Raw genomic sequence first — 19,218 nt, forward strand, 5'->3', positions numbered from 1 at the left:
CCAGCGGGAGTAGGCGTGGCCGTCGGTCGCTCCGTCCGGTTCTCGATCGTGCTGATCGTGGTCCTGGACTTCCTCCTGAGCATGGCGATCTGGGGCTCGACGACGACGGTGAGGTTGGCAGGATGACGAATCGTCCGGTGCTCGGTCGAGCCCATTATCCACTGCTCGGGGTCCTGACCCTCTGCCTTGCGATCGGAGGCGTCGGGTTGACCTTCGCTGTCTACAACAAGGCCTTCACGGACACCACGCCCATGACTGTGATCCTGGAGCGCGCCGAGGAGCAGCTCGACGAGCAGGCGGACGTCAAGGTGCGAGGCGTGCGCGTCGGCGAGGTACGTCGGCTGGTCCTGATCGACGACGGGAAGGTGGCCCTCGAAGTCGCCCTCGACTCCGCCCTCGCCGATCAAGTGCCGGCCGATGTGGCAGCGCGGGTGGTGCCCAAGACACTGTTCGGGGAGAAGTACATCGATCTCGTCGCCTCGTCGTCGGACAGTCCGCCCATCGCGCCCGGTGCCACGGTGCGCCAGGACCTCGCTCCTCGGTCCGTGCAACTCCAGGAGGTCTTCGACAAGCTCGAACCCCTGCTGCGCACCGTGCGGCCCGCTGATCTCAACGCCACGACCTCGAGCCTGGCGACCGCTCTCTCCGGGCGCGGCGAGAAGCTGGGACGCACGATCGATGCTCTCGCAACCTATGCCGAGCAACTGCGCACCGTGCTGCCCGTCCTGCAGGCCGACCTCGCGCTGCTCCCGAAGGTGACCGACTCCTACGCCACGGCAGCACCAGACCTGCTCGCGACGGCACGGAGTGCCAGCGTCACCGCGCGAACCCTGACCGAGTACGCCGAAACGCTCGAGGCGGCCCTGCGCGGCACCACCCGGGTGTCGAACCAGGTTGGCACGCTGTTGGCTCGCAACGAGGAGAGCATCGTTCGGTTGATGTCGACGCTTCGGCCAACGCTCGAGCTGCTGGCGGAGTTCGCGCCCGAGTACGACTGCGTCTTCAACGGCGCGAAGGTTGCCATCAAGCGCATCTACGACGTGTTCGGCGGGGACGACGGCCCCTTCGTGATCAAGGGACGCCTGCGCCTCGGGCAGAGCCGGGGCGTGTACCCACCCAAGTTCTCATCTGGCGGCAAGCTGCAAGAGCGGCTCACCGCGGGCATCCGGGGATACGGCCCGAACTGCCCCGTGATCAACAGGAACCCAGTGGGCGGCACCCCGAATGCGGACATTCCGACGCCGGCTCTGGCACTCATCGGCACCTACCGTGGGCTCCTCGGGCTGCCGATACCGCCTCTTGACACCGGTGATCAGCAGGAGGGGGAAGGCGGCACCACTCAAGGGATTCCCTCGTTGCCCAACCTCCCAGGCAGCTCACTCGTTGACCCACCACGGCCACGCGACGCCCGTCCCTCAGAGGACAGCGGGGGTCCGCTCTTCGATCTGCTGTGGCTCATGGGCGACACATCATGGGGGGAGGCGCCGTGAGTCGCTCAGTTCGCAGGCCGCCCGGGGCGCTGGTGGGCTTGATCGCCTTCCTGGCGCTCACCGTGGGGACGACGTCGGTGCTCTTCTCGACGATCGCGAGCAGCTCCAGCTCCGATCCCGTGACCTATCGCGCGCTGTTCACCGATGCGACTCGGCTCGTGCCAGGCGACGAGGTGAGGGTGGCCGGGGTCCGAGTCGGACGTGTGGAGAGTCTGACCCTCACCGAGGATCAGCTCGCCCTGGTGGAGTTCACGGTGCGTCGGTCACTGAAGCTGCCCGCCGCGACCTCGGCGAGGATCCGGTACCGAGACCTGGTGGGATCTCGCTACGTCAGCCTTTCCGAAGACTCGTCGGGCTCGGCATCGGGCGTGCTGCGGCCGGGGGCGACCATCCCGCTTGCGCGCACCACGCCGGCTCTGGACCTGACTGTTCTCCTCGATGGGTTCCAGCCGCTGTTCGAACTCCTGGATCCCAAGGCGGTCAACCAGCTGGCAGCGCAGGTGGTGCGGACCATGCAGGGTGAGGGCGGCACGCTTGCCTCGCTGCTGTCGAACACCGCCGGTCTGACCGATGCCCTGGCGAGCAAGGACGAGGTGATCGGCAGAGTCGTCGCCAACCTGAACGCGGTGATGAAGACGGTGGGCGAGCGTGACACCCAGCTCAAGGAGCTCATCGACCAGCTCGCCCGACTCTCCTCGGGCCTGGCCGCGGACAGCGAGGCCATCGGCAGCGCAGTGACGGGCATCAATGCACTCAGCACCTCAACGGCAGGGTTGCTGGAGCGGGCCAGACCGCCGTTGACCCGTGACGTGGCCTCACTCAGGGTGGCCGCCGAGGAGTTCGCCAAGACCAGGGGCCAGCTCCAAGAGCTCGTTGACCGGCTCCCGATCAAGCTCAACGCCTTCACCAGAGCAGGCAGCTACGGCTCCTATCTCAACTTCTTCGTGTGTCGGCTGGACGTGGCCCTGACGCTGCCCGGCCTGCCGACGGTGACAGCGCCCGGATTGCGGAACAACGAGGAGTTGTGTCAACAGTGAGAGATCGCAACCTCCCCCTCACCGGGGCGATCGGGCTGGTCGCCCTCGCAAGCATGGTCGCGGCCGGGCTGTCCGCCGGCCGCCTCGCGGACCTGTTCGGGTCGCGCGAGGTCTCGGTCGAGTTCGCCCAGGCGGCAGGCCTCAAGCCTGGGGACCCGGTGCGCGTATCGGGTGTCAAGGTCGGCTCCGTCGGGGACATCTCGCTGGACAAGCGTGTGGTGGTTGTGCGACTCCAGGTCGAGGACGACGTACGACTGGGTGACGAGACCCGTGCCGAACTCAAGATCGAGACCCTGCTCGGCACCGAGTACGTCTCCCTGACCAGTGCCGGCGACGGGGAGCTCTCCGGCGAGGAGCGGATCCCGGTCGAGCGCACCCGGACACCTTTCGACCTCCAAGGTGTGCTGGGCGGCCTCTCCGAGCGCGTCGGGGACATCGACACCGATCAGCTCGCGGACGCCTTTCGGGCACTCTCGGGGACGCTGGACCAGGCCTCGCCGGAGGTTGCCGCTGCGCTCGACGGACTGACCAGGCTCTCCCGAGCGGTCTCGCAGCGCGACGAGGAGTTGCGTGAGCTGCTGGCCCGAGCCAACGATGTCAGCGGGGTGCTCGCCGATCGATCCGAGATGCTGGTGCAGCTGGTGCGCGACGCCGGTACTTTCCTGGCGGTCCTCGAGCAGCGCAAGGCCGCGATCGAGAACCTGCTGGTGCAGAGCAGGCGGCTTGCCAGGGAGCTCGTGGCCACGGCGCGATCCACCCGCGCGGACCTGGCCCCGGCGCTGAGGGCGCTCCAGACAACGATCGGGACCCTGCGCCAGAACAAGGGCGATCTCGAGGAGAGCGTCCAGCTCTATGCCCCACTGCTGCGCTACTACACGACGGTCCTGGGTCAGGGGCGCTGGTTCGATGCAGCCCTGTACGGACTGACGCCGAAGGTGCTCCCCGGTGAGCAGCCCGGGCTGGAGGGTGGACGATGAGAATGAGTCGCACGTCGCTACGACGCGCCGTCATCGCGCTGGCGGCCGGAGCACTCGTGCTGCTGGCCGCCTCGTTCGGGATGCCTGCGGCCGCGAGCAACGAGTACCGAGCACAGTTCCAGCGTACGGTCGGGTTGTATGCCGGCAGCGACGTCACAGTGCTCGGCGTCCGCGTCGGAAAGGTCCTCGAGGTCGAGCCGCAGGGCGAGGTCGTCGAGGTCACCTTCAAAGTGCCATCGGATGTCCGGATCCCGGCCTCGGCGCAGGCCGTGCTCGTCGCGCCAACGCTGGTCAGCGACCGGCGTCTGGAGCTGACGCCCCCGTATTCAGGTGGCCCAGCCCTGGAGCCCGGCAGCCTGGTGCCCCTGCAGCGCACGGTCGTGCCGGTCGAGATCGACCAGGTGCTCGAGTCTGTACGTGAGCTCTCGGCGGCACTGGGGCCCAAGGGTGCCAACAGCGATGGCGCGCTCGACCAGCTCGTACGAGCCGGCGCAGACACGATGCGTGGCAACGGCGCAGACCTGAACACGGCTGTGACAGAGCTCAGTGGAGCGCTGGCGACCGCCGACAAGGGCAGTCAGGATCTGGCGGGGACGCTGACGAACCTGGCCACGCTCACCCGGGCACTGGCCGGAGCGGACAGGCCGGTGCGCCAATTGAGTCGAGTCCTGGCCGCCGTGGCCAGGAGCCTGGCTACGCAGCGGGGAGCGCTGGTGGGGACGGTCGAGGGGCTGGGAGTCGCGATGCGAGAGATCCGCAGGCTGGTGAAGGACAGTGGGCCGGCGCTGACGGGCAACGTCGCCGGGCTTCTCGACGTCACCCGGACCGTGCTGAAGCAGGAGCAGGCCCTGCGGGAGACGCTCAACCTCGCCCCGGTCGCCCTGGAGAACTTCATCGGGACCTTCGATCCGCAGACGTCGGCTCTCAGCGCGCGGGTGGCGGTCAACGGCACCTTGACCTCCGACCCGAGTCTGGTGCTGTGCCAGCTCATCGCGAGCAACGGTCTGGGCTCCTACTGTCCGGCTCTGCACCGGGCACTCGATCCGATCGAGCCGGCGCTGCAGGGTCTGCCGCAGCCCCTCGGCGAGGGGCAAGAGTTCAGTGAGTTCACCCCGGTGATCCCGCGAGGAGGTGGGCGATGAGCACCCCCGGTCGTCTCGGATCGGTGGCGCTGGTGCTGGTGGCCATGCTGCTGACAGGTTGCGGCTCCTCGGTGCCCAAGCTCCAGGACCTCGGCTTGCCGGGGTCGACCGTGGATGGCTACCCGGTCAAGGCGCGCTTCAGCGATGCTCTGGACCTCGTCCCACTGGCCATGGTCAAGCTCGACGGCGTCAGGGTGGGCGTGGTCCGCACCGTAGACCTCGCGGACGACCTGAGCGCCGAGGTGACGATGGACATCAAAGAGGGCGAAGTGTTGCCGGGTGACGTGCGGGCGCGGGTGGGTCAGACCAGTCTGCTCGGGGAGAAGTACGTCGAGCTGATCAGGCCCGTCAGCTCGACGGCTCCGCCGCTCAAGGCGGGTGCGGTGATTCCGCTCGAACGCACCGGAAGCGCCGTCGAGGTCGAAGGACTGCTGGGTGCTGCCTCGGCCCTGCTCAACGGTGGCGGCATCGGACACCTGCAGGAGGTCACGCGGGAGCTGAACGTCGCACTCGAAGGCCGCGGGGGCAAGATCCGGGCCATGCTCGACGACCTCGATGCCCTGCTGGCGGGGATCAACGCGCGTCGGAGGGACATCCTGCGAGCGATCGACAACACCGACCGGCTCGCCGCGACGCTGGCAGCGGAACGAGACAGCATCGAAGTCGCGCTCGATCGGCTGCCATCAGGAGTCGCGGCACTGGCCGACCAGCAGGCGCAGCTGACCCGGGCTCTGCAGGCCCTAGACTCGTTCGGACGGGTGGCGCAACGCGTGATCAGTCGCACGTCGGATGACGCCGTGGCCAATCTGAAACTGCTCGACCCGATCCTTCGCGAGATCTCCAAGGCGGCTCCCTCGTTCTTCAGCACCCTGGACACGCTGCTCACCTACCCCTTCGCCCGCAACATCTACGGCGGCATGGCCGGCGACTACGCTCAGCTCTCAGGTGAACTCGAGATCGACGTCGACAGCTTCCTCAAGGACTCGCTGTTGCCGGGGCCGGCGCTGGGCGACCCCAAGCCACAGATCCGATGTGGTGAGTACGGTTCCAACTGCATACCCGGTGGCCGACAGACCCCACGTCCCGACGGTGCAGCGGTCACGCCTCCACTTATCCGCCGGGGCCCTGAGGTCGGGGGCGCGGAACTGCTCGATGCGCTCGGGGGGATGGGACGATGATCACCCGTGGCACACGTCTGCGTCTTGTGGTGTTCCTGGCGGTGGCGGCGGTGGGAACCACGGTCGTGGGGGTTCAGTACGTCGGTCTGGATCGGACTCTGTGGAACCGTCCTTACACGGTCACGGTGGCCATGGACTCCACCGGGGGGATCTTCGAGAACGCCGAGGTCACCTACCGTGGCGTCGCCGTCGGGCGGGTAGCCGACCTGAGACTCGTCGACGACGGGGTAGCAGTCGACCTGGCCCTCGAGAAGGGAGAACGCGTCCCGGCCGACGTCGTCGCCGTCGTCGCCAACCGCTCGGCCATCGGCGAACAGTTCGTCGACCTGCAACCTCGCAATAACGCTGCCCCGTGGCTCAAGGACGGCTCGATCATCAAGGAAGAGGACACCCGGGTCCCGCCACGGATCGAGAATGTGCTGCTGGAGGTCGACGAGCTGGCCGCGTCGGTGGACCAGGAGTCATTGCGGGTCTTGGTCTCCGAACTGGGCACGGCCTTTGGCGGGCTCGGTCCCGAGCTGCGCTCGACGCTCGACCACACCGACAGCCTGGTGCGGAATCTTTCCGATGCCTCCCCCGAGACGCGCACTCTCCTGGCCGAGGGCCGGACGGTGCTGGCGACCCAGCGCGACACCTCGCAGGAGCTGGCGAAGTGGAGCAAGGACGTGAACCTGCTCTCCCGGTCTGTTGCCCGTGCGGACACCTCGGTGCGCACGCTGCTCGACGAGACGGCGCGAACGGCCCCCGCCCTCTCCCGCCTGGTGGCCGACAACGACCAGCAACTGCCCCTCTTGTTGAGGGACCTGGTCACCGTAGGCGACATCGTGCGGGCTCGACTTCCGGGGATACGCGTGTTCCTGGTGGCGTTCCCTCGACTGATCCAGGACACGTTCAACGTGGTCCAGGGCGACGGCTACGTCCACTTCAACCTGATCCTCGACTATTCGAGCGGGGTCTGCACGTCCAAGGGCTTCTCCGACACCAAGAAAGCCCCCCAGGCCAAGCCGGTCAAGCAGCTCGGGAACCCGGCCAGGCGTGCGAACATCAACGGCTACTGCGCCGAACCGCGAGGAAGCATCACGGCGGTCCGTGGCTCCCAGAACGTCCCCAAGCTGCCGGGGGACACCTACGATCCCGCCACCAAGAAGGTGCCCAACCCGCGGCGCGGCCGCCTCGGCCCGGACGACATCCCCCCCACGTCATACGAACGTGAGGCCGACCCTGCCTCCTCGCGGCGGTCCACCACGTCCCGACAGTCGCAGAGCCAAGCAGCGCCACGCCCGGCTGTCGTTGATCCGCGGACCGGAGTCGTCTCCGACGCGAACGGGCCGTTGCTCGTGCTGGGCGGGGACGGCGGACAGCAGGCGCGGTTTGGCGACGAGGCCTGGAAGTGGCTCCTGATGGCACCGATCCTGCAGGGGCGGACATGAAGCCGACCCGTTCCCGCCTCCTGGGACGATCAGTCCTCACCCGCGGGTTAGCCGCTGTCGTGGCGCTGACCCTACTGGCGGTTGTGATTGTCAGTAGCCTGCAGCTGCGTTCCTCGGCTTCGGAGGAGGCCGAGCGGGACGCGGTGCTCAGCGCTGCGCGCCGCGCCGCAGTGACGTTCGCGACCTATGATCACGCTTCGCTGGACGCCAGCTTCAACCGGCTCAAGTCCTTAGGCACCGAAGACTTCCAGAGGCAGTTCGACACAGCCAGCAAGCGGTTGAAGCCGCTGATCCTGAAGATGAAGGCCAGCGCCCGGGGTGAGGCTCTCGCCGCAGCGCTCGTGGAGTCCACTGATGACGAGGACACCAGGTCCGTGCTCGTCGCAGTGGACGCGACCATCACGAACAGGGACCTCCCGAAGGGCAAGGTCCAGCGCTTCCGGCTGAAGGTGACTCTCCAGCGGGTGGGCGAGAAGTGGTTGCTGGACAAGATCACTACGGTGGTGTGAAGGGCGTGGGGTACCAAGTGGAGCAGGACGACGACGTGACATCGGCGGAAGCAGCCCGGGACGACGCCCCGGACGCGGAAGAGGCATCGCCTCGGGACGAGGGGCGATCGCGCACGTGGGGGCTGGTGGCCGCTTCGATGGTTCTCGCCCTGCTGGTCGTCGGCGCCGGTGTCCTGGGGTGGCGCGCATGGGGCGCCGAGCGCGACGACAGGGCGAGGGCAGAAGCCCTGCGCGTCGCCGAGCGAGCCGTTCCGGACATCTTGGGATACGACCACGCGCGGCTCGATGCCGACATCGAGCGTGCCACGAGTCACCTGACCCCGGCCTTCGCGGCCGACTACAAGACTTTCGCGGATGAAACGATCCGGCCGACGGCCGAGAAGCTCCGCGCCGTGGTCACCGCCGACGTGGTGTCTGCGGGCATCGAGACGGCGGACCGCGATTCCGCGCAAGTCCTCCTGTTCGTCAACCAGACGACGCGCACGGCCAAGTTGCCCGCACCTCGGGTGGACTCGAGCCGGGTGCGGGTTCGACTCGAATACACGGACGGGTTGTGGCGAGTGGCGGCGGTAGAGCCGCTATGACGGTGGTCTAGGCTGCCCCCGTGTCTGGTGGGAGTCAGTTGCTGACGATTGATCAGTTGGCCCAGGTGTCCGGGATGACGGTCCGGACGCTCCGCTCGCATGCGTCCAGGGGGTTGTTGCCGCCGCCGATCATCAAGGGACGGGTGGGGTTCTACGGGGCGGCTCATTTGGCGCGGCTGGGGTTCATTCGGGAGATGCAGGCTGCTGGGTTCAGCTTGTCCAGTATCGAGCGGATCCTGGCCGGGGTGCCCGATGACGCGGGTGAGGCGATGTTGCGGGTGATCCGGGGTCTGTTAGCTCCGTGGCGGGCCGAGCCGGTGGCGGTCTATGACCCCGAGGAGCTCCTGGCGATGTTCGGTGGTGCGGCTGCGCCGGAGCAGTTGGAGGCGTTGGCAGACCTGGTCGGGGCGGAGGTGAATCCCGAGGGGCAGGTGGTTGTGTCGGCGCCGGGGTTGCTGGCGGCCGGTGTGGAGGGGGTGGCTGCTGGGTTGCCGCTGGAGGGGGTGACGCGGGCAGGCAAGCTGGTGGTGGAGTCGGCGCGGGAGGTTGCGGAGGGTTTCGTGGAACTGTTCCGCGACAGCGTGTGGCAGCAGTTCGTCGATGCGGGGATGCCTGAGGGGGAGTGGGACCGGATCGTGGGGGTGCACTCCCGGTTGCAGCCGTTGGCCGTGCAGGCGTTCCTCAGCGCCTTCCAGCGTGCGATGAGTCAGCAGGTCAGCGAGGCGCTGGGTCACGAGCTCGGGGCCGGGGCACAAGAGGTGCTGGACCGGCTGCTGCGGGCAGGACCGGGGGACCGGTCGGCGTGAATCATGTCAACGCCGGTCGGGATCTGACCCCTCCCTTTCGCCGGTCGAGCTCGTCTTGGAGCCGTCCGGTGTGATGGTCGTCCGCCTTCCCCGCGGGGGAAGGGGCAGCGCCGATGAGGGACTCCTCGTCAGTCCAGGACTCGGCCCGGGTGCTTCGCCCAGCCGGGGCACCGCGTCACGCAGCGGTGGGTGCCTTCAGCGCGGGTTCCGCGAGATCTGCCAAGTCCTGGCGATGGTCTTGAGACCCCACCCGTCGGCTTGATGCAGCCGACGGATCTCAGCCCAGTCCCCACAGGCAACAACTCCCTGCGCTCCCCTCGACTCAGTCGAGGGGAGCGCAGGGAGTCAAGATTGGCCGACGCTCTGGGGTCAGTCCTCAGGCGTCGCTGACGAAATCAGGCCTTCAGCCTGCGCACATAGCGCATCTCGAGCTTGCCGACAGCATTGGACAGCCCCGGCGCGAGGCGGACTGCTCGCCACGCGACGCGGGCACTCCGGGGGGCCACGACGAGGCCCCTGTTTCGATCCATGCCACGCAGGATGTCCTTGGCCAGCGCCTCAGGTGAGTACAGACCGCCCTGTGCCTTCGAGGCGAGTTCTCGGCCGTATTCGGCCAGAGCAGGCTTCGACAGGTCTGCCGGGCCAGCCTTGTCCAGGATCGGGGTGTCGGTGAAACCGGGGCACACGGCCGTCACTCTGACCCCGTGCGCGGCTGCTTCGGGTCGAAGGGCCAGCGAGAGCCCAACCACGGCATGCTTCGTCGCGGAGTACGGTGTCAAGAGAGGAGACGGCACTAGCCCGGCCAGCGAGGCGGTGTTCACGATGTGCCCCGATCCCTGACGGCTCATCACGGGGAAAGCGGCGTGAACTCCGTGGACCACGCCACGCAAGTTGATGTCGATGACGCGGTCCCAGTGCGCCAGGGATAGTTCGTGCATCTCGCCACCGACCGCGATGCCGGCGTTGTTCACCATGACATCGAGTCGACCCTCCTCACGTGCCACGCGCTGAACCAGCGCGCCGACGGCATCGGCGTCGCGCACGTCGAGGTCGGTGGCCCAAGCCCTGCCGGTTCCCTGCTCATTGAGAGCCTTGGCCTGGGTCTGGGCCCCCTCACCGTCGATATCGGCAATCACGACGGTGTCGCCGCGTGCCACCATTGCGCGGGATAGTGCGGCACCGATGCCGGACGCACCGCCTGTCACGATCGTGATGCGATTGATGATTCCTCCTAGGGCAGAGCGATCCGACCGAAGTCCGGCAGGAGTGGTTCCAACAGTCTCGGTCGCGAGTCAGGCCGTGGCGGGGAGCGGCGTTCGGCGGCCCACGTCGTAGGAGCCGAGGTCGAACTTTCGAGTGCGCCACCGGAGCTGGAAACTGAAACCAGGCCAGAGCGTGGTGTTCCGACCGCTCTCGTCGAGGTACCACGAACCACACCCACCCGTGGTCCACACGGTGCCGCGCATGCGCCGCTGGACGTCGTCGTTGAAACTGTCCTCGACGTCTCGCCGGACGTCCAGACTGGTCGCGCCCAGTGAGTCCATCGTGCGCAGTGCGTCGAGAACGTAGGCAACCTGGGACTCGATGTAGAAGACGACAGAGGTGTGCCCCGGCCCGGTGTTCGGGCCCACGAGCAGGAACAGGTTGGGAAATCCGCTCACTGACGCCCCCAGATATGCTTGGGGGCTGCCCTTCCAGCGCTCCGCGAGCGTTTCGCCGTGCCGGCCTCGAACGCGGTCCGAGATCGCGCTGTCGGTCACGTGGAAGCCCGTACCGAAGATGAGGGTGTCAATCGGGCGTTCCGTGCCGTCGGCGGTGGTGATGCTGTCCACGCCCACTCTGGCGATCTGGTCGGTTACGACGTCGACGTTGGGCTTCGCGAGCGAAGGATAGTAGCCGTTGGCGATGAGGATGCGCTTGCATCCGATGCGGTAGTCAGGGGTGAGCTTTGCGCGCAGCGCAGGGTCCTTGACGCTCCACTTCATGTGAGCGCGTGCCAGCTTCTCGACGCCCTTGAGGAGTTCGGGCTTGTGGACCAACCCGGGGAGCATTGCCTCCTGGCGCCAGTACACCCCCGCACGCACAGCCTTCTGCATGGCTGGCGCGGCCGCGTAGGCACGTTGCAGTAGCCCGGGGACGGGGCGGTCGGGCCGCGGCAGCACCCAAGGCGGTGTGCGCTGGAAGATGGTCAGGTGACGCGCACGGCTCTGAACATGGGGCACGAACTGGACTGCCGATGCTCCGGTTCCGATCACGGCGACTCGCTCGCCGGTCAGGTCGTGGCCGTGGTCCCAGTCAGCGCTGTGGAAGCGCTTGCCGGCAAAGTCCTCGAGCCCGGGGATGTCTGGGTACGAAGGCTCGCTGAGAGGCCCAGCCCCCGAGACCAGGATGCGAGTCTGAACCGTCCCCGCAGACGTCTCGACGATCCACTCCTGGTCGTCGTCCACCCAGTGGGCGGACTCGACGTCGGCCCCGAAGGCGATGTGCGGCAGGACTCCGAACCGGCGCGCCGTTTCCCGCAGGTACTCGTGGATCTCTGCTTGCGGAGAGAAGGCGCGACTCCAGTATGGGTTCGGCGCGAATGAGAAGGAGTAGAGGTTCGAGGGGACGTCGCAGGCGCATCCCGGGTAGGTGTTGTCGCGCCAGGTTCCGCCGACGTCGTCCGCGCGCTCGAGAACCACGAAATTGTGCTCTCCGGCCTGCTTGAGCCGAATCGCCATGGCCAATCCGGCGAAGCCGCTGCCGATGATGGCTACCCGCGTCCGGTCGGGGAGCAGTGTCGATGATGTCACGCTGACCTCCATGCAGTTTCGTGTCGAGAAATAACGTAGCAGTAAACGACGTCACGTAACAAGGGGTTGCGCTGGTTGGCACGGAGGTGTCGGTGATTCGTCCTGTCCGATCTCGTGTGCCGCATGACTGGACGGCAGCGAGACGAAACCCCGGATGGGTCCAGAATGAAGTCGTTCGGCGCCTGGCAGGTCGGGATCCCAGTCGAAGGTTCGGTCGTTCAGGAGTGCACCCAGAGCAACTCGTGTCTCCATGCGGGCCAGGGAGGCGCCCAGGGCAGAAGTGGATGCCCCGTCCGAACGCGGCCTGTCGCTCCGGGCGACGGTCAATGTCGACGATGTCGGGGTTGGGAAAGGCGTGGTCGTCACGGTTCGCCGAACCGAACAGCAGCAACACGGTCACCGGCGTTCATTCGTTGCCCGTACAGGTCCACCGGTCGGGTCAGGGTACGCGAAAGCCCTTGGACCGGCGAGTCGTAGCGGAGCAGTTCTTCGACCGCGGCCGGCACGAAGTCCGGGTTGTCGGCCAGCCTCTGTCGGCTCTCGGGGTGGTCGGTGAGGATGACAGCACTGTTGGAGAGCAGGTTGGTAGTGGTCTCGTGCCCAGCGACGAGCAGTAGGAGACAGAAGCCGAGAAGCTCCTGCTAGCTCAGGTGCTTTCCGTCCTCCTGGGCGGGGACAGGCGCCGTCATGAGGTCATCTCGGGGGTGCGCGCGCCGCTCGGCGAGGAAGTCGGAGAAGTACTCGTAGAGCGCCGCTGCGGCAGATAAGCCGGAGGGAAACCGGCCGCGGGTCGGGTGGGATTGGATGAGGGAGGTCGACCATGTCCGGAACCGATCGCGGCGTTCGCGCGGCACGCCGAGCATGTCGGCGATGACGATGGCCGGAAGCGGCCGCGCTAACCCGGCGACGAAGTCCCCCCCGGTCACCGGACATGCCCTCGAGTGTCCGGTGACCGGGTGCGTCAATCTGGTGTGCCCGCATCTCAGACCGTCGACCGAGGATCCAGTGTCGGCGGAAACCTGGCACTTCAGCAGCGACTGACCTGGAGGCGGAGCGTGAGCTACAACTTCTTGGCTGTCGAGCGCGATCAGACTTTCTTGATGCTGCCGTCGTTGACCGAGTGGCTCGAGGAGGACCACCTGGCCTGGTTCGTGCTCGATGCGGTCGAGCAGATGGACCTGTCCGCGTTCCACGCCGGCTACCGGGCCGATGGGTGGGGACGCGCAGCGCACGATCCGAAGATGATGGTCGCGCTGACGCTGTACGCCTACTGCACCGGGATCCGTTCTTCTCGTGCGATCGAGCGGGCCTGTCGGGTCGATGTGGCGTTCCGGGTGGTCGCGGCCAACCAGGCACCGGACCACACCACGATCGCCCGGTTCCGGGCCCGCCACGAGCAGGCACTCGCGTCGGTAATCACCGAGTCGCTGCGGCTGTGCGGCCAGGCCGAGATGGTCAAGGTCGGGCTGGTCGCGGTGGACGGCACCAAGATGGGCTGCCCGGCAGCATTGGCCGCCAACCGCAGCAAGGACCACCTCGATGAGCAGGTCGCCACGATGCTCGCCGAGGCTGCCCAGGTCGACGCAGCCGAGGACGCCCGATACGGGACCGGATCGAGAGGCAACGAGCCGCCCGCCCAGCTGCGCGGGGCGATGCCCGCCGGGAGCGGTTCACCGCCGCCAAGGCACAACTGGACGCCGCCGAGGCCGAGGCGCAGGCGGCCGGCCCATGAACAGCATCTGGCTGAACGGGCCGCGAGAGAGCAGGCCAGCGACAAGAAGCTGCGTGGCCGCAAGCCCAAGGCGCCCGTGCCGGCGGGCGAGGCGAAGGCGAACACCTCGGACCCGGAGAGTCAGATCATGAAGACCAAGGACGGCTACGTGCAGGGCTACAACGCCCAGGCGGTCGCGACTGAGGACCAGATCGTGGTGGCCGCCGAGGTCACCGACGTGCACAACGACCACGCCCGGCTGCATCCGATGATCGCGGCCACGAACCGGTCGCTGGCCGAGGCCGGCATCGCCGAGGCGGTCGACCGGTTGCTTGCTGATGCCGGGTACTGCAGTGAGAACAACCTCGCCGCCCTCACCGACCAGGACCCCGACTGCTTCATCGCGACCCGCAACCAACGTCGCAACCCTCAGCCGAGGAACGGTCGCCGTGGCCCACTGCCCGCGGCTGCGACCCTGGTGGACAAGATGGACCGGAAGGTCTCCATCAAGGCCGGCCGAGCGGTCTACCGGAAGCGGCAGCACATCATCGAGCCGGTGTTCGGTCAGATCAAGGACGCCCGAGGAGCCAGACGGTTCATGCGCCGCGGGAAGGCCGCCGCCGCAAGCGAGTGGAAGCTGCTGATGGGCACCCACAACCTGCTCAAGCTCTACCGACAGACCCTCACCGACCCCACCGCGCCCCCGTGGACACCACGAGCCGGCGCCCCAGCCATCTGCTGAGAGCCCCTACCGGGCGTGACCTCCGTCCGCCCCACTGTTCTCCTCGACACGAGGGGATCTACGCGTTCCGTCGCTGACACCGATCGCCTACTCCAGGCGAAGCACGAAGCGCTTTCCGCAACACGCTCCCTATGAGTCGTATTCAGGATGCCATCCATCGGTACGTCGCCTGTCGGGCCATTCTCGACCACGGCGTCTCGGTCTTCGCAGTAGGGGATCCCGCTGGCGCGCAGTTGAACGTGGCGATCCGCCGGGCACTCTTCGTGCTCGGTGAGGATCGCAGCGCGGTCTGGAATGACTTGCTCCAGCCAGCGAATGCCCTCCGCTGGCGGCGAACGACAGCAACCGCAGCCGAACTCCTACCAGCCCTGCGCAGCAACGTGCGCAAGCACGGCCAGCCGCCGTTCCTGGTGCGGATCACCTCCCAGGCACCCAGGTCTCGATCGACGTCGAGGACGACGGCCCGGGAGTGCCTTGGGACTCCATCGCCGACTTTTCCGGGAGTACTCGCGTGCACCGGGCATGTCTGCACAGGCACGGGACTGGGACTCTTCGTGGTGCGGGCGCTGGCCGAGGCTCAGGGTGGCAGCGTGACCTACACGTCCGGGTCACCGCACGGCTCGGTGTTCACCCGCCGGCGCCCCACCGTCCCGGCCTGAATGTCGCTGCACCGGCAGCCCGTGAGCTCCCGATACCGCACGGACTCTCCGCGATCACATCTCCGCGATCACATCTCCTCGGTCACATCTCGGCGGTCACGTGGCCGCTGATCATTCCTCCGGGTTCTGGTGCACGGGGAGGGTGGGCGTCTCCTCGGGATCGACCAGGCATGCCTGGCAGAAGCTGATCCCGAACGGCGTGAGGTGGATGCTGCGGCGTACGACCTTGGGGAAGCGGACCGAGTGCATCGCCTCGAGCACGTCGGGCTGCGCCTCGACGACCTGGTACTCCATCGGGTCCTCGAGCTGCTCCCGGGAGAACCAGATCAGCCCCAGCCGGAACAGGTTGTTGAGGTAGGCCGGCACCTCGTCGAGGTAGCGGCAGCCGGACCGGGCGCCGATCATCGACATGCCGGGCGCCACCAGCGACGAGCTGACCATCCCCACGGGACCGCCGGTGCGTACGTCGACCGAGGGCTGCGGCCCGCCGCGCAGCAGGAGCAGCAGGATCCGGGCCTCGTCCGGCGCCAGCTCCTCCAGGATCCGGGAGTACGCCGGGTGCGACTCGTCGTCGCTCCACACGTCGCGTGAGCGATGCAGCAGATCCTCACCCCGCTCGCGAAGGGACCGCTCCGGCTCGACCTCCTGCGGCGTGCTCTCGGACAACACGACGGAGGACAACGAGACGCTCGCGTCGAGGAGCGCCTTAGGGATGGGCACACCGGCCGAGACGGCTCGCGCCACATCACTGACCGTGCGGCTGGCCTCGGCCACGTCACGAGCCACCTCCTGAACGAGCTCGCCCGCGGTCTGCGGATCCGTGAGCGCGCGCAGGAAGAGCTTGCCGGAGCGGACCCCCGCACCGAGCGTCCAGGACGCCGAACGGATCCCCGTCGTGGCAGTGATCCGCGCCAGGCCGGGCAGCGCGTCTGTCGCCTCGTCCCAGATCGCCGGGGTGGCGCGACGACGGGGAACAGGTCCGTTCCCGATTCCGGACTCGTGCTTGTTCACACCGCTCCTCCCACGCCGAAGATCGCCAGGTGCAACAACCCGCCGCCGAATCCCATGACGGCTCCGTGGGCGTAGAGCATCCACTCGTCCTCCTTGATCGCGGCGCGCATCATCTCCACGAAGTCGCGCGGCGGCAGCTCCTTGGTACGCGTCGCGATCAGGGCGTTGATCTTGTCGGCCTGGCGCCGGCTGAACTCCGGGTCCTTGAACGGCTCGATGGTGCGGTCCACCGCTTCGAGGGCGACGGCGTCCCGGATGCTGTCGAAGCGACGGGAGCCGACCGCGACGCGCACGGCTCCGCGCACGGGGCCAGCAGCGCCGTCGATGGCCGGCCGCATCGCCTCGGCCAGCATCTGCCGGGTGCGGTCGCCGCACGGACCGTCGAGGAGGAAGTCGCCGATATTCTCCAGGGTGATCACGTCGTCGGCAATGATCCGGGCGTAGACCTCCGCCGCCTGGTCCTGGCGACGCAGGAACAACCCGTGCACCTTGATGCCCAGGATCCTGCGTGGCTCCGGAGGCTCGAAGATCAGCCACATGCCCAAGGCGTTGGTGGCCCAGCCGACGACCACCCCCAGCACCGGCAACAGCCACCACTGCCCGAACCAGTGGTCGACCACGGCCACCGGCACCCCGAGGGCGAAGCCGAACACGAAGCCGAACGCCACCATCAGGTTGAGCTCGCGCTGTCCGAAGTCGCGGAAGATGCGCACCACGAGCGCCGGGTTCTTCTGGAAGTGGTTGATCACCATGATCTTGGGGTCGAGCAGCTGGTCGATGTGCTCGCCGATCTCCCCGGTCACCGTGCGGACCACGCCCGGCAGCTGCGACTGCACCCGGGCGATGACCGCCCGCCTCGCCCGCGGCGGGAGGTCACGCCACAGCGAAGGGTGCTCGCGCCGCATGATGTCCTCGATCATCTGCGGCATCTCCGGCTCGAAGACAGAGACGATGTGCTCGGCGATCTGGTCGGGCTCGAGCTGCTGGTAGAACTCCTTCGGCGTGCCCAGCTTGGCGATGGCCTTGTCCACGGCGATGCTGCCCATCTTCGCGGCCCGCGCCGGCACGATGCCCTGCCAGCCGATGCCGCCCTGCAGGATCCCCGGCACCTCCTGGATCTTGCGCGGGAGGACGCGGGAGAACTGCCGCATCCCCGGCACTCTGATCCCGTGGAACCGCACCGGCGAGAACAGCATGATCAGCCCGGTCCAGTTGATCAGCCAGCCGACGACACCGGTGAAGATCGGGACCGAGACCAGGTGCAGCCAGTCGACGTGCTGGAAGAACCAGTCGATCTCCAGCGCCAGGTGCTGTCGGGTCATCGGACGCGGACAGGAAGTGATTGGAGACCCCTGAAGGAGAGCCCGGATCGCCAGGTGGGATCCCCGGCCGGGGACAGGTTCTGGAAGCGCGAGACCAGGCGGGGAAAGAGTTCCTGTCCCTCCATGCGCGCCAGCTGGGCACCCAGGCAGAAGTGGATTCCGGAACCGAATGACATGGGTGCCGGCTTGTGCCGCTTGAGGTCGAGGGCCTCTGGCTCGATGTAGCGGTCGGGATCCCGGTTGGCCGAACCCAGCAGCGTCAGAACGACCTGACCGGGCTCGAGGCTCACCCCCGCGATCACCGTCGGCTGGAGCACGGTGCGACCGTTGGTCTGCACCGGTGCGTCGTACCTGAGGAGTTCCTCGACGGCATTGGCGGCGAGGCCCGGGTGGTCGCGGAGCGTCTCTAGTTGTTGGGGATGCCTCAACAGGGCGGCGAGCCCGTTGCCGATGAGGTTGGTGGTCGTCTCGAAGCCCGCCGCGAACAGGAGTATCGCCGTGCCAATGCACTCATCCTCCTCGAGGATGTCCTGACCTCGAGCAGAGGCCAACCGGCTGAGCAGATCGTCCTTCGGATGGCGGCGCTTCTCATCGAGCAGTTGGCCGAAGTGGTTGGCCAGGAGGTCCTCTGCCTCGGCCGCTCTGGAAATCGCGGCGGCATCGGCGCTCGGTTCGAGTGGGGCCACCAGATCACGAATGAGTGGAGCGGCCGCAGCCCTGTCGCCTGCTGGGAGCCCGAGCAGATCACCGATCACGTTCACGGGGAGCGGGAGCGCCAGAGCCGTGATGATGTCTACGTCGTCGGCCGCGGCCATGTCATCGAGCAGCCTGTCGATCCAGGTGATGACTGAGGACCGCATTTCAGCGACATGCTGTGTGTTGAACGCGTCGGTCACCAGCCTCCTGAGCCTGGTGTGATCCGGCGGGTTCTGGAACAGCATCGTGCGTCGAAACCGGTGCATCGCCCGGCGTTGGAGCTCTTCGGGCACCTGCGAGAGACGGAACCCGAGCGATTCGTCGGCCTTGCCAAGGCAACGGTTCCGCAGAGCGGCGTCACAGTCGGCATACCGGCTCAGGACGAGCACCCCGGAGTCGGTCATCAGGACAGGTTGCTCATCGCGCAGGCGGCGATAGGCCTGGTAGGGACCCGCGGCGCCGTGGTCGCGCAATAGGATCTCCAACAGCAGCGCATCGGCCGAGGTGGCCGCGCTCACGGGTTCCCGCCGACTGATCCGGTGAAGTGGGTGTGTTCCACGGCCACGAACACTGCGCTGGCCTCGGCGACGATGGTGTGTCCGTGTCGCATCGTTGCCTCCATGTACAGCCGGCGTCCCTCGCGTCGGAGGAGATCGGCCCGCAAGGCATATCGCTGGCCGAGGAGCACTGGAGCGCGATAGCCGACCTGCAGGGTTCGGGTCACGGCCAGGGTCCCCACCACGTAGAGCAGGAAGCCGAAGAGGTCGTCCATGACCGTGGCCACGGCGCCTCCGTGCGCGATGCCTGGGGCGCCGACGTGGCGGGTGTCGAAGGTGTGCTCGGCGACCACGCCGTCGGCCTCGCGCCAGGCAACCAGGTGGTGACCGTGGGGGTTCTCCGGACCACAGCCGAGGCACAGCTCGTGGTGCGCTGGGAGCTCCGTGGCCTCGGCAGGCGCCCTGAATGAGGCAGCCCACGTGGCAAGCACGTTGCGGGACTCGTCCGTGAGCCCGTCAGGAGTCGGCGACACGGAGCGCGACGAACCAGGCGCCTCTTGCCGTTCGGTCATGTCGTGACCCTTGTCCTTGGGGAGTGAACTGAGCAGCTGCGTGTGACAGAACAGTCTCAGGTG

At 67.5% G+C, this 19,218-nt stretch carries 18 protein-coding genes and 1 pseudogene; 11 read left to right on the plus strand and 8 right to left on the minus strand.

Annotated elements, in window-relative coordinates; genetic code table 11:
- The 10 genes and pseudogenes from CF8_RS23060 to CF8_RS08615 all read left to right on the plus strand — a co-directional run.
- Positions 1 to 126 (plus strand): annotated as a pseudogene (locus CF8_RS23060) (ABC transporter permease); the annotation flags it as partial.
- The gene (locus tag CF8_RS20875) at positions 123 to 1,490 is read left to right on the plus strand and encodes an MCE family protein (RefSeq protein ID WP_051204162.1); all 1,368 of its coding nucleotides are present in this window, start codon (positions 123 to 125) and stop codon (positions 1,488 to 1,490) included. The pseudogene CF8_RS23060 and the gene CF8_RS20875, both read left to right, overlap by 4 nt.
- Positions 1,491 to 1,528: 38 nt before the next feature.
- Positions 1,529 to 2,527 carry an MCE family protein gene (locus CF8_RS08580; RefSeq protein ID WP_198016978.1) on the plus strand — a complete coding sequence of 333 codons (999 nt, stop codon included), beginning with the start codon at positions 1,529 to 1,531 and terminating at the stop codon, positions 2,525 to 2,527.
- Complete coding sequence (locus tag CF8_RS08585; RefSeq protein ID WP_051204163.1) at positions 2,524 to 3,504, plus strand: MCE family protein; 981 nt, start codon at positions 2,524 to 2,526, stop codon at positions 3,502 to 3,504. Before CF8_RS08580 ends, CF8_RS08585 begins: the two co-directional genes overlap by 4 nt.
- A 2-nt stretch (positions 3,505 to 3,506) precedes the next feature.
- On the plus strand, positions 3,507 to 4,646 hold the full coding sequence (locus CF8_RS08590) for an MCE family protein (protein ID WP_010832733.1): 1,140 nt from the start codon (positions 3,507 to 3,509) through the stop codon (positions 4,644 to 4,646).
- The gene (locus CF8_RS08595; protein WP_010832734.1) at positions 4,643 to 5,824 is read left to right on the plus strand and encodes an MCE family protein; all 1,182 of its coding nucleotides are present in this window, start codon (positions 4,643 to 4,645) and stop codon (positions 5,822 to 5,824) included. Before CF8_RS08590 ends, CF8_RS08595 begins: the two co-directional genes overlap by 4 nt.
- Complete coding sequence (locus tag CF8_RS08600; protein ID WP_010832735.1) at positions 5,821 to 7,254, plus strand: MCE family protein; 1,434 nt, start codon at positions 5,821 to 5,823, stop codon at positions 7,252 to 7,254. The genes CF8_RS08595 and CF8_RS08600 overlap by 4 nt, the downstream gene beginning before the upstream one ends.
- Positions 7,251 to 7,763: a hypothetical protein gene (locus CF8_RS08605; RefSeq protein WP_156887189.1), complete on the plus strand. Its 513-nt coding sequence runs from the start codon at positions 7,251 to 7,253 to the stop codon at positions 7,761 to 7,763. Before CF8_RS08600 ends, CF8_RS08605 begins: the two co-directional genes overlap by 4 nt.
- Before the next feature lie 17 nt (positions 7,764 to 7,780).
- Positions 7,781 to 8,347 (plus strand): h domain protein, encoded by a 567-nt coding sequence (locus tag CF8_RS08610; protein WP_156887190.1) that lies wholly within the window; start codon positions 7,781 to 7,783, stop codon positions 8,345 to 8,347.
- Between the two features lie 20 nt (positions 8,348 to 8,367).
- Positions 8,368 to 9,153, plus strand: coding sequence for a MerR family transcriptional regulator (locus CF8_RS08615; protein WP_051204166.1), 786 nt, complete (start codon positions 8,368 to 8,370; stop codon positions 9,151 to 9,153).
- A gap of 395 nt (positions 9,154 to 9,548) precedes the next feature.
- On the opposite strand, the gene CF8_RS08620 is transcribed toward CF8_RS08615, so the two are convergent.
- From CF8_RS08620 to CF8_RS23070, 4 genes are all read right to left on the minus strand, one after another.
- Complete coding sequence (locus tag CF8_RS08620) at positions 9,549 to 10,358, minus strand: SDR family NAD(P)-dependent oxidoreductase (protein ID WP_198016980.1); 810 nt, start codon at positions 10,356 to 10,358, stop codon at positions 9,549 to 9,551.
- Positions 10,359 to 10,445: 87 nt separating this feature from the next.
- On the minus strand, positions 10,446 to 11,957 hold the full coding sequence (locus CF8_RS08625) for a flavin-containing monooxygenase (RefSeq protein ID WP_010832740.1): 1,512 nt from the start codon (positions 11,955 to 11,957) through the stop codon (positions 10,446 to 10,448).
- Positions 11,958 to 12,307: 350 nt separating this feature from the next.
- Complete coding sequence (locus tag CF8_RS23065) at positions 12,308 to 12,559, minus strand: hypothetical protein (RefSeq protein ID WP_332248910.1); 252 nt, start codon at positions 12,557 to 12,559, stop codon at positions 12,308 to 12,310.
- Between the two features lie 27 nt (positions 12,560 to 12,586).
- Positions 12,587 to 12,871, minus strand: a complete 285-nt coding sequence (locus CF8_RS23070; RefSeq protein WP_084622830.1) for a hypothetical protein — start codon at positions 12,869 to 12,871, stop codon at positions 12,587 to 12,589.
- Positions 12,872 to 13,045: 174 nt separating this feature from the next.
- Between CF8_RS23070 and CF8_RS08635 the strand changes: the two genes are divergently transcribed.
- Positions 13,046 to 14,398, plus strand: coding sequence for a transposase (locus tag CF8_RS08635; protein WP_198016981.1), 1,353 nt, complete (start codon positions 13,046 to 13,048; stop codon positions 14,396 to 14,398).
- A gap of 770 nt (positions 14,399 to 15,168) precedes the next feature.
- On the opposite strand, the gene CF8_RS08640 is transcribed toward CF8_RS08635, so the two are convergent.
- From CF8_RS08640 to CF8_RS08655, 4 genes are read right to left on the minus strand one after another with little or no spacing between them, the layout of a single operon-like run.
- Positions 15,169 to 16,068, minus strand: a complete 900-nt coding sequence (locus tag CF8_RS08640) for an Abi-alpha family protein (RefSeq protein ID WP_010832743.1) — start codon at positions 16,066 to 16,068, stop codon at positions 15,169 to 15,171.
- Positions 16,065 to 17,390 carry a hypothetical protein gene (locus tag CF8_RS08645; RefSeq protein ID WP_010832744.1) on the minus strand — a complete coding sequence of 442 codons (1,326 nt, stop codon included), beginning with the start codon at positions 17,388 to 17,390 and terminating at the stop codon, positions 16,065 to 16,067. The genes CF8_RS08640 and CF8_RS08645 overlap by 4 nt, the downstream gene beginning before the upstream one ends.
- Positions 17,387 to 18,604, minus strand: a complete 1,218-nt coding sequence (locus tag CF8_RS08650) for a cytochrome P450 (protein WP_010832745.1) — start codon at positions 18,602 to 18,604, stop codon at positions 17,387 to 17,389. The genes CF8_RS08645 and CF8_RS08650 overlap by 4 nt, the downstream gene beginning before the upstream one ends.
- Positions 18,601 to 19,155, minus strand: coding sequence for a PaaI family thioesterase (locus CF8_RS08655; RefSeq protein ID WP_084622831.1), 555 nt, complete (start codon positions 19,153 to 19,155; stop codon positions 18,601 to 18,603). The genes CF8_RS08650 and CF8_RS08655 overlap by 4 nt, the downstream gene beginning before the upstream one ends.
- Positions 19,156 to 19,218: the final 63 nt, after the last annotated feature.

This window comes from Nocardioides sp. CF8 (assembly GCF_000389985.1).
Lineage (GTDB): Bacteria > Actinomycetota > Actinomycetes > Propionibacteriales > Nocardioidaceae > Nocardioides > Nocardioides allogilvus.

Excerpts from the sequence above, each read along its gene's own strand:
- CF8_RS08605 (WP_156887189.1), top strand. The coding sequence starts at position 7,251 with ATGAAGCCGACCCGTTCCCGCCTCCTGGGACGATCAGTCCTCACCCGC.
- CF8_RS08590 (WP_010832733.1), top strand. The coding sequence starts at position 3,507 with ATGAGTCGCACGTCGCTACGACGCGCCGTCATCGCGCTGGCGGCCGGA.
- CF8_RS08645 (WP_010832744.1), bottom strand. The coding sequence starts at position 17,390 with ATGACCCGACAGCACCTGGCGCTGGAGATCGACTGGTTCTTCCAGCAC.
- CF8_RS08625 (WP_010832740.1), bottom strand. The coding sequence starts at position 11,957 with ATGGAGGTCAGCGTGACATCATCGACACTGCTCCCCGACCGGACGCGG.
- CF8_RS08635 (WP_198016981.1), top strand. The coding sequence starts at position 13,046 with ATGCTGCCGTCGTTGACCGAGTGGCTCGAGGAGGACCACCTGGCCTGG.
- CF8_RS20875 (WP_051204162.1), top strand. The coding sequence starts at position 123 with ATGACGAATCGTCCGGTGCTCGGTCGAGCCCATTATCCACTGCTCGGG.
- CF8_RS08655 (WP_084622831.1), bottom strand. The coding sequence starts at position 19,155 with ATGACCGAACGGCAAGAGGCGCCTGGTTCGTCGCGCTCCGTGTCGCCG.
- CF8_RS08595 (WP_010832734.1), top strand. The coding sequence starts at position 4,643 with ATGAGCACCCCCGGTCGTCTCGGATCGGTGGCGCTGGTGCTGGTGGCC.
- CF8_RS08600 (WP_010832735.1), top strand. The coding sequence starts at position 5,821 with ATGATCACCCGTGGCACACGTCTGCGTCTTGTGGTGTTCCTGGCGGTG.